Here is a 14,055-nt window from a genome sequence, read left to right on the forward strand (position 1 = left end):
AGGATTTTCTACAGTCTTCTTCCGTGTTTTTTATAATTGCCATACATGGAGTGCTCATCAATTTTTTTGGTATTTCGACCAAACCAGTTTTTCATTCGGTTATAATCCAAAAAGTAAGTCACCCGCAATGACAGGCTGTGTAGTTGTGGTTGGTCAAAAAGAACATCAAAATTACGGTCAAAACTACGGATGGATTCTTCCTGATAACTTTCAATAACATTGCGATACAACAAAGTCAATTGACTTCCCGGAGCAAACCACCAAGAGAAACGGAGATCAATATTCCAATTGTTAAAAGTAGTATTGTGATTCATATCATAACCCGGATTTTCCAAAAGGTCTCCGTTATCTGCCAAGGTAAAGAACCGCTGGTAACTTACTTCGGAATAATAATGCCGGAAAGAAAGGTTCAAAGCAGCTTTATTATTAAAAATATACTGGGATTCAATAGCGTTTATGATGGTGTTCCGGTCCCTTTGTCCAAAGATGATATCATCCTCCAGATTATTAACATAACCGCGGTCTTCATTGTTCAGGATTATATCCGTGCTTAAAAATAGTTTCCATTTATCAGAAAAACGATAACGCGGGAAGAATCCAATATTTTTTTCATCCCTCCATCCTTCACTGTACACATACCAATCATAAACTATTTCAAAAGCAAACTTTTTTCTGAAATCCGTATTAAACCACGCCCAACCATCATAATAACTCGGCACTTTTACATACCTCCCCTCTTGACGGGGCTCATAAATATCATTTTCACCAAACGGCATAGTTTCAAACCCGCCGCCAAAAGACAAAAACTTTTTAGTGGTAAAGCTGGAATTAAAATTGAATTCAAAATAACTATACAAATCGGGTTCCAGCCGTCTTGTATAATTCAGGTTAAAATTCAAGAATAAGTTATTAAGGTTTCCCTTTGGTTTTAAGTACCGATAACCGTAATACCCATAATAGTTAATGTAATTTGTCCTGCCGGTATAGCCCAAATCGTCAATATTGTAGTCTTTTGTCCTGAGGTTGATTTCTCCTGACATGCGATGTTTTCCACTTATTTTAGATAGACCAGCTCCTCCTTCAGTCCCAAATTTGGTTTCACCGTTCATTACCCAGCTCCCTTCTGCCCTGCCCCAATATCTCATGGTATTTTTTTTATTGGTAAGATCCAGATAAAGTCCGGTAGCATTAGCATCCCGGAAATTGCCTTCGCGGGTTACATTGGTATTGACCAAAGAAACAGAGGAATTATCGCCAAAGCGCTGATCGAGTACAAACACATTATAATTGGCTAAAGGCTCCACCATAACATCGCGGGTTTCATTGCTTACGGTATCTCTTACATCGGCATAGGTACGCTCGGTAATCCCGTTAAAAAAGCCAATTCCCAGACCCTTATCGGTACGCCCCGAAACTTTCACTGCATTGAGCAAATCTACCGTTTGGGGATAATAGGTTAGCTCTTCATTTCCCTCCAATTGAACTTCACTTATCGGAGCATTTCCCACCCTTCGGGAATAAAACAAATTTCCTTTATTGAAAAGTTCCGTTCCTTCGGTAAAAAAAGGGCGTTGTTCATCATACTGAACCTCAAAAGCTGAAAGATTAAGTACCCGTTCGTCAAATTTGGTCTGACCAAAATCAGGAATCAAAATCATATCTAGAGTAAAGCCATCAGTAATTCCATACTTAAGGTCCATCCCTCCGTTAAAGCTCACATCTGATTCCCCGTCGAAACTGGTTGCATAAGTAGAAAAATAAGGTTGAAAAGAAAGGCGTGTGGGTGCGTCTATATTTTTAATATTATGGATCTCTCCGTCATAAATAGAGTAAGAGCCTTTACTGTTATCCACATGATTCCAGCTGTATCTTGTATTGGCCCTTTTAAATTCACGCTCCATATTCAAACCCCATGTTTGCACTTCCTTTTCCGGAAACCTAAGCTGTGAATATGGAATAAATATTTCTGCCACCCAGTGATCTTCATTGATTTTAACACCGCTTTCCCAAACAGCATTCCATGATTTGTCCTCACCATTGTCACTGGTCATTTTGGAGTCCCATTGAACTCCTGCAGCGGTTACCACAAATTCAAAACTCTGTTGACGGTCATTATATCCGTTAAGCAGAACAAAAAAGAAATCATCATACCCAATCTGGTCACGTTCCGTCAGTTCCTTTGCAATTTTTTCAGGGGAAGGGTCATTCATTATGGCACCAAAATAAATACCCAGATCATTATACACTATTTTAACTTCGGTTTTTAAACTATCGGGTATAGGGCGACCGTTATTGGGTGTACGTTCTACAAATTTATCGGCTATAGGAGCATCTAACCAAAAAGCTTCGTCCAGAACACCATCTATTTTAGGAACCTGATCGATACGAAGAACATTTATTTTTTTTCTGGGAATTGTATCTGTCTCCTGTGCAGTCACCAACTGCACACAAACAAGGAGAATAATTATCGTTGTAAGCCTCATTTAGTATTAATATACATTTCTTTTTTATAAAGACTCTGCAAAATTTAAAATGTTACAGTTGTAGCGGAAGTAAAATATATTATATAAACAAGTGCAATTGGGAAGTATTTTCTACAATAATCTTATAAAAGCTCCCTGAAAACAACAATTCATTGTCGACTTGGATGTCATCCTTGCAAAGCGAAAAATGAAAAGCAATGAACTTGCTGGAAAAATAGGCATTACAATCGCTAATTTATTAATCCTAAAAACGGAAAATGCCAAGGGAATTCGATTTTCTACCTTGGAAGAATCGGATTGTCAATCGGGGAATATTCTAGCATATAACAAGTAAAAACTGTTGTCAATTTTGCAGTCGCGGCTGGACTTTCTTCAGATTACGACTGATTGTTAATCAAAATATTACCTTGTCTGTAGCTCCTTTTAACCATGTGTTTCTTACTGCTCCCAAACCATTAAATCGGTATTGTATCCCCACTATTTCAGTAGGTTTGTTGGATATTTGAGCCGTATACACATGTCCATCGTCTATGTAAAATTTCATTACTCCATCTTTACATATTACTTTCAGCTTTGTCCATTCTTTTGGATTGCACCCAAAACCGCTCAAATCTTCCTTGTTGCTGTGGACATTGTATCCATAAGCAAACAAATAGAGATCGCCTATACAACCCTTATTAACAAGGGGCACGATAAGGACATCATTTTTTGCATGAAGTAAAACTTCAACTCTTTGGCAAGGATTTGTGCCATTGACATAGTCATTCTTAAGTTCAGTTTCAAAGGTAAAATCATTTGTCATAATTCCCTTAATATCTTTCTGGTTAAAAAATCTAATCTTTGGGGGTGAAAGATTGGGCTTTATATGATACTTATCGAGAACTTCTTTCGTAACAGCAACAGTATTGCGAGGCTCGAGAATATCAGCTTGTTTAAAATACAGAGGCTCTATACTTTTATTGGATTCTACCAAGCCAAGCCAACCTTCGGTTTTTATATGTATATCATGTTCAAGAATGATATCGCTGCCGACAATCAGTTTAGCACGAAAGTATCCGGGATAATAATAAATACTGGAATGATGCCTGTTATTTTTGTTAACCAGTGCTTTACGACGTGTATCCCAGCTTTGGGAGATATAAACAGAGTCTTGTTCATTTGCTACCGATGCGTCATAATCAAATACGACAGAGTTGGGCACACCTTCTGTCAATATCGTTTTAGAAGAAAAGCTGTAAGCCGAAGGGTCTCTCTCGGGTTCCCTTGAAAAAAAATTAACTACGATAAATCCCACAAGTATGAGAAAAGCAAGAAAGAATATAATTTTTTCCCACGTAAAGTGCCTTCCTTTTTTTGCCGGTCTTTGGTTTTCAGTAACAGATTGAATTTCGTTTCTTGACGTAATTGATTCTTCATCTTCTAACGAATTCATAAATACACGCCAGTCCTCAAAACCCACAAATTGAGCTAATGTATTTAACGTTGTCAATGAAGGCGTGCTTTTGTATTCAACCCGCCCAAAAACCCGTTTTAGGGTAGATACACTAAGCATCACGCCTGTTTTGTCCTGTACCATCCCTGCAAGTTTGTCAAAATCGTAATTGTTCCAACCTCTACTTTCGCCCCATTGTAAATGTTCTTCAATCAAAAGTTTGAGTTGTCGAAATGCGTTTAATTGCTTAAAGTCAGTCATAGTCGGCTATAAATTGTCCCTTGGACTCATTATGAACGATCTTGAACCAATTTTGGATGTGTTAAAAGACCAGAACATAACAAATTTGATGAAAACCTTTTTAAAAATGAAAAAAATTATTGCAATTGTTGTGCTATTGCTAGGAATAGCATTTCAAAGTTATCCACAGAAGAAACAAACAAAGTCTGCAACTGAAACCGTAGTTGAATTAACTCCAAAAAAATGGGGTTTTAAGGAAGGAAAAGTAGCCTTTTTAAAATATAAAGGACGGGATGTAATGAAAATTAATTCCGAGTCCGGCTATGTAGTACTGAAAGACTTTATTTTTAAAGATGGTATTATCGAATACGATATTGAGCCGATATTACCAACGTTTGCCCTAGCGGTTTATTTCCATCGAAAAGACGAAAAAGAGCAGGAAATTGTATATCTAAGAGCTCCGAAAATTGGCAATCCTTATGCCAACGAAGGCATACAATATTGTCCTTATTTAGATGGCGTGAATATGTGGGATATGTACCCACAATATCAGGCCCCGAGTAATGCAAAACAAGGACAGTGGAACCATGTTAAACTCGTGATTTCCGGTAAGCAGATGAATGTATTTGTCAACAACAAACTGGTTTTGGGAATACCCGAATTGGAAGGCCGGGAAACAGAGGGTGGTATTGCGTTTACAGGGTCCTCTTATATCAGCCATTTAAAAATTAAACCCGGGGAAACCGAAGGCCTCTCTCCATCCGAAGGGACGGATCTTACAAGACATGAATCTAACTACATTCGTAACTGGTCGATAACACAGGCGAGCGAATTGCCTACAGGAACAGAACCTACAACATTATTATCAATTCCTAAAAATGAGACATTTACTGAAAAGATTGATGCCGAGCGAAATGGTCTTGTTAATCTTACACGCCACTTTGGGAATAGCGATAAGCGAAGACTGGCATGGCTGAAAGCAACTATCATAACCAAAAAGCCCATAAAGACCAATCTGCAATTGGGTTTTAGCGATGAAATATGGGTTTACTTAAATGATAAAATTACGTATACAGACAAAAATATTTTCCCACAGAATATGAAAAAATACCCTAATGGGAGAATCTCAGTCCAAAACGGGAGTACAGAGCTAAACCTAAAACAAGGCAAAAACGAGTTGCTCATTGGGGTAGCAAATGATTTTTATGGTTGGGGTATTATTACCAGGCTTGAAAACACAAAAGGGGTAGAGGAAATTACGGCCTACAAGGCTCCTCCAAAAATCGCTATTGAAAACATAAAGCAATATATTGGTACGTATGCTACTTCTGATAAATCCTCTAAACTTATTTTTACTCAAAGTAATGGAGATTTGACAGTACAGATGTCGGGCCAACCTCCAATACTACTAAGCCATCTGGGAAACAATCTTTTCGAAGTAGGGTTAGGTATAGAACTTCAATTCGATTCCCAAACCAAACATGTAATATTAAAAGAAAACGGATTCGACTTGGAATATACGAAGGAGCAGGAAAAATAAATTTAGATTGCCAACCGGGGATATTTTAGCATACATGTGAATAAAAAAAGCGCCACAGCATTCAGTGTGGCGCTTTAAATATATTTTATTATGTAAATTAATCTGCTAAAACTATCACTTTATTGTTGTTCATTTCTACAGTTCCGCTAGTGATAGACAATACGGTTTCCCCATTTTCCCCTTTTGAAAATTTATCGGTAAACTCTTTAGCAATCGTAATATCACCATAAATTTTCACCTTTCCTTTTCCTAGAAGGGAAACAATAGGTGCGTGATTGTCCAACATTTGAAACTCACCGTCCACTCCCGGCACAGCTATCGAAGTAACTTCACCTTTGTATAATGTAGCTTCGGGTGATACTATTTCTAAATACATATACTTAGTTGTTTGTTGTTTGTTGTTCGTTGTTGGTTTTTCTGTCAACCATCAACCAACAACCATAAACCAAATTACGCTTCAGCCAACATCCTTTCTCCGGCCTCAATAGCTTCCTCTATAGTTCCTTTCAAGTTGAAAGCAGCTTCAGGCAGGTGATCCAACTCACCATCCATAATCATGTTAAATCCTTTGATGGTATCTTTAATATCTACCAATACACCCGGAATTCCTGTAAACTGTTCTGCTACGTGGAAAGGTTGAGACAAGAAACGCTGTACTCTCCTCGCTCTTGATACGGCCAACTTATCTTCTTCAGAAAGTTCTTCCATACCAAGAATCGCAATAATATCCTGTAACTCTTTATAGCGTTGCAAAAGCTCTTTAACACGTTGTGTACAACCGTAGTGCTCTTTCCCCAAGATATCCTCAGTAAGAATTCTTGAAGTAGAATCCAACGGATCTACCGCAGGGTAAATACCAAGCTCGGCAATTTTTCTTGAAAGTACTGTTGTTGCATCCAAGTGGGCAAAGGTTGTTGCAGGAGCAGGGTCGGTCAAGTCATCCGCAGGTACGTAAACTGCCTGTACAGATGTAATCGAACCTTTTTTGGTTGAAGTAATACGCTCTTGCATCGCTCCCATTTCCGTAGCCAATGTTGGTTGGTATCCTACCGCTGAAGGCATACGCCCAAGTAGTGCAGACACCTCAGAACCAGCTTGTGTAAAACGGAAGATGTTATCCACGAAGAACAGCACGTCTTTTCCTTGTGTATCTCCGGCACCATCACGGAAATATTCAGCAATAGTAAGACCGGATAAAGCCACACGAGCACGCGCTCCAGGAGGCTCATTCATCTGTCCGAATACGAAAGTTGCTTTCGACTCTTTCATAACAGCTTTATCTACCTTAGTAAGATCCCAGCCGCCTTCTTCCATAGATTCTGTAAAATCGTCTCCGTATTTAATAATCCCGGATTCAAGCATCTCTCTCAAAAGGTCATTTCCTTCACGTGTTCTTTCACCAACTCCGGCAAAAACCGATAAACCTCCGTGACCTTTTGCAATATTGTTGATCAACTCCTGAATAAGTACTGTTTTACCTACACCGGCACCACCAAACAAACCAATCTTACCTCCTTTTGCATACGGCTCGATAAGGTCGATCACTTTAATACCTGTGTAAAGTACCTCTGTTGAAGTTGTTAAGTCTTCAAATTTAGGCGCTTCCCTGTGTATTGGAAGTCCGTCTTTACCTACTTTAGGTAAATTTCCCAATCCATCGATAGCATCACCAATCACATTAAACAAACGTCCGTAAACATCATCTCCAATCGGCATTTGTATCGGATTTCCGGTAGCGGTCACCACTGTACCTCTACTCAAACCATCTGTTGAATCCATTGAAATAGTTCTAACGGTACTCTCACCGATGTGAGACTGTACTTCGAGTACAAGTATAGAACCATCTTTTCTTGTTATTTCTAATGAATCATAAATTTTAGGCAGTTCCGATTCTGAATTAAATTCCACGTCAACAACCGGACCAATAATCTGTGCTACTTTACCTGTAATTTCAGACATTACTTAAGTGTTTAATGTTAAGCTTATTATTTGCTGAAAAAAGTTCTAAAAACACTTCGTTAAAAGAAGCTTTTTTTCGCGCTGCAAAGATATATTTTTAATTAAAAAAACACTCCTAATTCAACATTTTTTTTCTTCTTTTAAATATACGCCCTCATTAAGGTAATGTCTCAGGATAAATAATGTTATAATCTACTGCTTTTAAACGAGGTAACACTGCATTGTATTTGGCTTCAATTGCATCAATGAATTTATTGGCAACAAAAGCATTGCCTCTGGCCGTAAGATGAATTCCGTCAAGAGAAAAGATTCCTCCAAACACCAAATCCCCGTTTAAGCCAAACTCATCAAAAGCAACTCCGTTTTGTGCCACTTCATTCAAAATAGTATTTGCATCCACCACAGCCAAGTCATTTTGTCCTGCCACAGCAGATATTGTTTCGTTATATGCTGTAACAGCCGTTGTTACAATTGCCTGTTCACTGGGGATAAGCACTGCATTATCCCGTAACGGGTAGGTAACCCCTATGGTATTGAATGGTGCCGGGATTCCTCCCTGTTCTGCTCCGATAATAGATGATGTTGGCAAAGTGATCAAGTCTGATTCCGTAGCATGCCTTGCTTGTCCGTACAACGCAGCCATCAATCCTGCCTGATCAGCCGGAACACCTGCTCCTTGCAAAGCTGCATTCAACTGAGCCGATAGATCAGTAAGGTCTTCATCTTGTATCATCAACGGATTTGAATCTCCGGGAACCAAGTTTACAAGACGGTCACCCTCCCCTAAAGCTGTCAATATTTGTTTTACCGGACCGATAAGTTGTGCATTCAACTGTCCGGCTGTAGCTTCATCCAAAGGCACCGGGTTGTATGGAACCGTTGTCAGGTAAGGAATAGTCGTCACATTCGGGATATTGGACACAATTCCTTTTGCTCCGTTGGCTGCCAATGCACCAACCAAACTACTGTACACCTGCGCAAATACATTTGGGTCTGAAATATCGCTGCTTCCGTATGACGAAGGGTCTGGATTTCCTGTTTGGTCAACTCCTGTCCCTCCTGAAATTGCATAGCCCAATACATCGTTGTTTCCGATCCACAAGGTGAAAAAGCTTGGATTTTGGGAAACAGCATCCTGAATCACTGAAGCATTGGCTCCGGATGCAAAACGAGCGTAATACGGATTGGCCAACCCGGCTTGAACCCCGGCAACATTTCCGTAGCCTTCTGCCAACAAATGGAAACTCTTAGCTCCGGGAACCCCCATATTATTAAAAGGTCCTGACAAGGTTTGTGTTACTTCAGTAGTACCACTTCCCGGTAATCTCATCGGTGTTGAAGCAGCTACATTAAAATACAATCTGTTTTCAGTAATGGGAATTCCACCCAACAGTAGTCCCCCTAAATTATCATTCATAATAGGCTGAGTGAATTCACCCCCACCTGCCATAGAGAATTGCTGAGCCAAAAGATTGGGAAAAGAATTGGCTTGTGAAGCCGCAAAAAGGGCTCCGTCTGAATATCCTGCAGTGAGTGAGTTCCCTACTGCTACATAATTTGAAAAATCGGCTGATCCGGAAGAATACTCAATAACTGGTTCGCTTGGAGTAGCATCATCATCAGAACTACAGCTTACCAAACCTATGATCAATATTGAAAACAGCCACCTATATATAGTCTTCATTTCTTTTAAAGTTTAATTAAAAATTATTGATTGTCCATGACGCATACACTTGCGAACCTATCCATCCGGTACCATAAGCGGTATAATATTCTTTTGCTCCGATATTGGTCGCTCCTATTTTAAAGGTCGATTTTATCGAAGGCACTCTGTAATTCAGCTGAGCATCGATCACGGAAAAGGCAGGAATATCTCCATCTCCGAACGAGGCTTGCCAAAAATAGGCGTCACTCCAGCGGTAACTCAGATTAAATCCGAAATTTTTGACAAGTTCTGTATGTCCAAAAGAAAATTTGGTTTTGTGCTTAGGCGTGTTGAACCCGGTTCTGTAATTCGGGTCATCCTGTTCAATATCTGCATAGGTGTAGTTTCCGGAGAGATCAAAGCCATTAAGAACTTTAGCACTTACTGCAATAGCAGCTCCGTAGGATTGCACCCCTGAATCCGCATTGGTATAGGCCTGAAAAACCTTATAGTCACCACTTTGCAACGCCAATAAAGATTGCGCATTGTCCCCTACCTGACCATACAGGGGAGCTATCACATTTTCATTAGCAATAAAATCGGTATAATCGGTATAATATCCACTTAAATCGATCGTGACTTTTCCTATTTGCCCTCTATAACCGGCTTCATACACAACTGCTTGCTCCGGTTTCACCAATTCAACATTGGCTGCCTCCGGGGCTCCGGCCTGTACCGAACTTGCTGTAAAAGCATTTTCATAAGCGGCCCTTCCACTAATGGTTGCTGTTGTATTACCTCCATTGGCCGCAGCATTATTCACCGGGAATGTCCTTACGTAACGGTCCAAGTTAGTTTCTGCCGACCCCACCAAAATAGCACGTCCGACATCCAGTCCGATAAAAAGGTCTTGTGTCGTTGGGTTTCTAAAAGCAGTCTGTATCGATGCCCTAATATTATGGTTCCTCTCCTCTCCGGCCGTATACCCCACCGAAAAACGCGGTGTAGCCTGTCCGTCGAACAATTCAGATTTGTCATAACGCATGGAGGCGGTCAACTTTAAACGATCGTCTATAAATTGCTTTTGAAGTTGTGTGTAAATTCCTAATTCGTTATAGCTGATAGGCCCGTCGTAATCGGTAAAAATAGTTCCGAAGGAATTCAATCTATACGTTCGGAACGAACCTCCTACCTGCACATCAACCGCATCGGTCAAATGAGCAAAATTGTAGTTTGCATCGACATGATACAACTGTGAACCATCCTGAAATTTAGATCCTTTCGACAAATCAGGGTCTTGAGTAACCTGATCAAAAGCCTGATCAAAAGCCGCTGTTCCCGGAATCAGGCGTCCTGTATCTGCTGTTTGTCTTGCTATGGCATGTGCCTGTTCGCTAGGAGCTCCAGCTAAAGTGGACTGAATATAGGCTCCGGCATATTCACCAAACCATGTGGGATCATCTTTCCAACTGCGGTTGATATTAATTCCGGTGAATCGCATATCATATGACTTTCCGGCATCTTCATCAGTCATATACCCCCTGAGGAAGAAATTATCGTTCTTTACTTCAAGTCTGTGTTGTTGCAAGAAAAAATCCCTGATGGAATAGCGGTTCGCCCCCTGATATATCGTAGTTCCCTTAGCGACCTTTGCTTGATAAATCAGTTCAAAATCATCTGCAAAAGGTCGGTAATGCAAAGCTGCATCAAATTTTATACTTTCTGCCTTATAATCGGTCAGATCACTTTCCAGATATCCTGTTCTACTTACATTTTCATCCGGTAGGATGTTGACTGCCCCTTCGGGGATGATCCCCATTTCGGCGAGGGCTATCCCCACTCCACGGATATTCGTGCTGACTTCATCTCCATATACATTCAGCCCATCATAATTCACATCTTCATTTCTTCCTAATCCAGGATTTTGAACGTTCTCCTCATTTATCGCATACCAGTCCGTTCCTCTCAAATAAGAGAAATTTGCTTTTGCGGCAAACTTATCAGAGAATTTTTTGGCAGCCCGTATTCCAAAATCCCAATATTCATTTTCGCCTGCTGCTTTTTGAGAGGTGATTCCAGTTTTTACATAGGCACTTATTCCGTCATCATCAAACGGACTTCTACTTCTCATAAACAAAATCCCGTTAAACGCATTGGCTCCATAAAGTGCTGAAGAAGCTCCAGGCAAAAGTTCCACACTTTGAACGTCAATCTCCGACATTCCCAACAAGTTCCCTAGCGGAAAATTAAGTGCCGGTGCAGAGTTATCCATTCCATCCACCAACTGAACAAAACGGTTATTGGCAAATGTGGCAAACCCTCTTGTGTTGATTGATTTAAACGTTAAACTATTGACATTGACATCAACACCTTTCAGGTTTTCGAGTCCGCCATAAAAATCGATAGAAGCTGTGTTTTTGATTTCTTTCAGACCAAATCGTTCCACAGTTACAGGTGATTCGAAGATCCGCTCCGGTGTCCTGGATGCTGAAATCACAATTTCCCCCAAATGGGTTGTTTCTTCTTCCAGCTGGATCGTCAACACCTCTCCGTCTGTTATATTGATTGTTTGTGAGGCAAAACCAATACTCGATACAACTATGTTAAAAGGTGGATCTTGGTCGACCGTTAAACTGAAATCACCATTGAAATCGGTTACAGTTCCCACTGCCTGCCCCAAAAGTTGGATATTGGTCCCCGGTATGGGCTGGTTCTGCTCATCTACTACTTTTCCCGATACGGTTGACTGCGAAAAACCTGCATAACCCAAAAGAAAAATAGAAGCAAAAAAGATTGTTCTCATCTCGATAATATTAGATTTAGATAAGAACAATATACATATTTTTTCAATTTCTTAATTTTTTTAAGGACAAAAATTAATAAACCAAAAAAACTATTCCACGGTAACTGACTTGGCTAAATTTCTAGGCTGATCGACATTACAATTCCTCATAACGGCAATATGGTATGACAATAATTGTAATGGTATCGTAGTTAGTAGCGGCGTGAGCCCTTCTATGGTTTCAGGGACTTCAATCACATAATCGGCCATGGATTTTACCTCTTTATCTCCTTCGGTAACAATTCCTATGATCTTACCTTTACGCGACTTTATTTCCTGAATATTGCTCACTACTTTTTCGTAATGTCCTTTTTTGGTAGCGATAACCACCACCGGCATTTGCTCATCGATCAAGGCGATAGGTCCGTGTTTCATCTCTGCAGCCGGATAACCTTCAGCGTGAATGTATGATATCTCCTTAAGTTTTAAAGCGCCTTCCAAGGCAACCGGGAAATTATATCCACGTCCGAGGTACAAGAAATTAGGAACGTCTTTATAGACCGATGAAATATATTTTACATGATCGTCGGACAACAATACTTTCTCCACTTTATCAGGAATGGCTTCCATTTCTGCAAGATATTGATGGAATTCCGTTTTAGATATCATCCCTTTAGATTGCGCCAATTTAAGTGCTATCAAAGAAAGTAACGTGATTTGTGTCGTAAACGCCTTGGTTGATGCCACCCCAATTTCAGGACCAGCATGGGTATAGGCACCCGCATGGGATTCCCTTGCAATAGATGATCCTACCACATTACAAACTCCAAATACGAAAGCTCCGTTTTGTTTAGCCAGTTTAATGGCAGCAAGGGTATCTGCTGTTTCTCCGGATTGTGAAATGGCAATCACCACATCCTTGGATGTAATCACCGGATTTCGGTATCTAAATTCTGAAGCATATTCTACTTCCACAGGGATGCGAACCAAGTCTTCAAAGATATATTCGGCTACCAAACCTGCATGCCATGAAGTACCACAAGCCACAATAATAATGCGGTTGGCATTGAGGAATTTTTCAAGATTGTCCTCAATTCCGGCCATCTTGATAATCCCCTCGTTGGTTCTTAAACGACCTCTATACGTATCTTTTATGGCATGAGGCTGCTCGTGGATCTCTTTCAACATAAAATGGTCGTACCCATTCTTTTCTATTTGATCCAAATTCAATTGTAATTCTTGTACGTAAGCAGCAACAGATTTATCATCTTTTATTTGACGCACTTTCACATCCCTGCCCAAACGGACAATCGCCATCTGTTCGTCTTCAAGATAGATCGCATTGTTGGTATATTCAATAAATGGAGAAGCATCTGAAGCGATAAAGAATTCACCTTCACCAACACCAATAGCCAGAGGGCTACCTAACTTAGCCACCACAATTTCGTCCGGTTTACTTTTATCAAAAACTGCGATCGCATAAGCACCAACAACCTGGTTAAGGGCTATTTGTACTGCTTTGCCAAGTTTTACTTGCTCTTTTTCTTTTATGTCTTCAATAAGGTTGACCAGAACCTCGGTATCGGTATCTGAATGGAAAGTATATCCTCTTTTTTCAAGCTCTTTCTTGATGGAACCATAGTTTTCAATAATCCCGTTGTGGATAATGGCCAAATTTCCCGAATTAGACAAATGTGGATGTGCATTCACATCGTTTGGTTCCCCGTGCGTGGCCCAACGGGTATGGCCCAAGCCTATACTTCCTGTGGTTATATTCTCACTTTCGGCTTTTCCTTTTAGATCGGTAACTTTTCCTTTGGTTTTACAAAGTTTTGCCTTTTCCCCGTCATAAAGTACAATTCCTGCACTGTCATAACCTCTGTATTCTAATCGTTCAAGTCCTTTTATTACTATGGGATAAGCCTCTCTTTGGCCTAAATATCCTACAATTCCACACATAATTTAAAATTTTAT

At 40.1% G+C, this 14,055-nt stretch carries 9 protein-coding genes; 2 read left to right on the forward strand and 7 right to left on the reverse strand.

From position 1 onward, the window contains the following. Positions 1 to 8 precede the first annotated feature (8 nt). Positions 9 to 2,483, reverse strand: a complete 2,475-nt coding sequence (locus OOZ15_RS11240) for a DUF5916 domain-containing protein (protein WP_265956507.1) — start codon at positions 2,481 to 2,483, stop codon at positions 9 to 11. Between the two features lie 151 nt (positions 2,484 to 2,634). Here OOZ15_RS11240 and OOZ15_RS20295 point away from each other — a divergent pair, with 151 nt between their 5' ends. Further along, entirely contained in the window at positions 2,635 to 2,817 is a 183-nt protein-coding gene (locus tag OOZ15_RS20295; RefSeq protein WP_265956607.1) for a helix-turn-helix domain-containing protein, read from the forward strand. Positions 2,818 to 2,877: 60 nt separating this feature from the next. Here OOZ15_RS20295 and OOZ15_RS11250 read toward each other — a convergent pair whose 3' ends face one another. Continuing rightward, positions 2,878 to 4,176, reverse strand: coding sequence for a hypothetical protein (locus tag OOZ15_RS11250; RefSeq protein WP_265956508.1), 1,299 nt, complete (start codon positions 4,174 to 4,176; stop codon positions 2,878 to 2,880). A 106-nt stretch (positions 4,177 to 4,282) separates the two neighbouring features. On the opposite strand from OOZ15_RS11250, the gene OOZ15_RS11255 reads away from it, so the two are divergent. After that, positions 4,283 to 5,695 (forward strand): LamG domain-containing protein, encoded by a 1,413-nt coding sequence (locus tag OOZ15_RS11255; protein WP_265956509.1) that lies wholly within the window; start codon positions 4,283 to 4,285, stop codon positions 5,693 to 5,695. A gap of 97 nt (positions 5,696 to 5,792) precedes the next feature. Here the strand turns inward: OOZ15_RS11255 and OOZ15_RS11260 are convergent, their stop codons facing one another. The 5 genes from OOZ15_RS11260 to glmS form a co-directional block, all read right to left on the reverse strand. Then, positions 5,793 to 6,071 (reverse strand): F0F1 ATP synthase subunit delta/epsilon, encoded by a 279-nt coding sequence (locus OOZ15_RS11260; RefSeq protein ID WP_265956510.1) that lies wholly within the window; start codon positions 6,069 to 6,071, stop codon positions 5,793 to 5,795. A 74-nt stretch (positions 6,072 to 6,145) separates the two neighbouring features. Next, on the reverse strand, positions 6,146 to 7,654 hold the full coding sequence (gene atpD / locus OOZ15_RS11265; RefSeq protein ID WP_265956511.1) for a F0F1 ATP synthase subunit beta: 1,509 nt from the start codon (positions 7,652 to 7,654) through the stop codon (positions 6,146 to 6,148). Positions 7,655 to 7,811: 157 nt separating this feature from the next. Continuing rightward, on the reverse strand, positions 7,812 to 9,338 hold the full coding sequence (locus OOZ15_RS11270; RefSeq protein ID WP_265956512.1) for an SGNH/GDSL hydrolase family protein: 1,527 nt from the start codon (positions 9,336 to 9,338) through the stop codon (positions 7,812 to 7,814). A gap of 16 nt (positions 9,339 to 9,354) precedes the next feature. Further along, complete coding sequence (locus OOZ15_RS11275) at positions 9,355 to 12,102, reverse strand: TonB-dependent receptor (RefSeq protein ID WP_265956513.1); 2,748 nt, start codon at positions 12,100 to 12,102, stop codon at positions 9,355 to 9,357. 90 nt (positions 12,103 to 12,192) lie between these two features. Continuing rightward, positions 12,193 to 14,040, reverse strand: coding sequence for a glutamine--fructose-6-phosphate transaminase (isomerizing) (gene glmS, locus OOZ15_RS11280; RefSeq protein ID WP_265956514.1), 1,848 nt, complete (start codon positions 14,038 to 14,040; stop codon positions 12,193 to 12,195). Between the last annotated feature and the right edge of the window lie 15 nt (positions 14,041 to 14,055).

Origin of the sequence: Galbibacter kalidii, assembly GCF_026241135.1 — a bacterium.
In the GTDB taxonomy this organism is placed as follows: domain Bacteria; phylum Bacteroidota; class Bacteroidia; order Flavobacteriales; family Flavobacteriaceae; genus Galbibacter.

What these genes read in the sequence shown, in the direction of transcription:
- OOZ15_RS11240 (WP_265956507.1), bottom strand. Translation starts at nt 2,483, where the DNA reads ATGAGGCTTACAACGATAATTATTCTCCTTGTTTGTGTGCAGTTGGTG.
- OOZ15_RS11250 (WP_265956508.1), bottom strand. Translation starts at nt 4,176, where the DNA reads ATGACTGACTTTAAGCAATTAAACGCATTTCGACAACTCAAACTTTTG.
- OOZ15_RS11255 (WP_265956509.1), top strand. Translation starts at nt 4,283, where the DNA reads ATGAAAAAAATTATTGCAATTGTTGTGCTATTGCTAGGAATAGCATTT.
- OOZ15_RS11260 (WP_265956510.1), bottom strand. Translation starts at nt 6,071, where the DNA reads ATGTATTTAGAAATAGTATCACCCGAAGCTACATTATACAAAGGTGAA.
- atpD (WP_265956511.1), bottom strand. Translation starts at nt 7,654, where the DNA reads ATGTCTGAAATTACAGGTAAAGTAGCACAGATTATTGGTCCGGTTGTT.
- OOZ15_RS11270 (WP_265956512.1), bottom strand. Translation starts at nt 9,338, where the DNA reads ATGAAGACTATATATAGGTGGCTGTTTTCAATATTGATCATAGGTTTG.
- OOZ15_RS11275 (WP_265956513.1), bottom strand. Translation starts at nt 12,102, where the DNA reads ATGAGAACAATCTTTTTTGCTTCTATTTTTCTTTTGGGTTATGCAGGT.
- glmS (WP_265956514.1), bottom strand. Translation starts at nt 14,040, where the DNA reads ATGTGTGGAATTGTAGGATATTTAGGCCAAAGAGAGGCTTATCCCATA.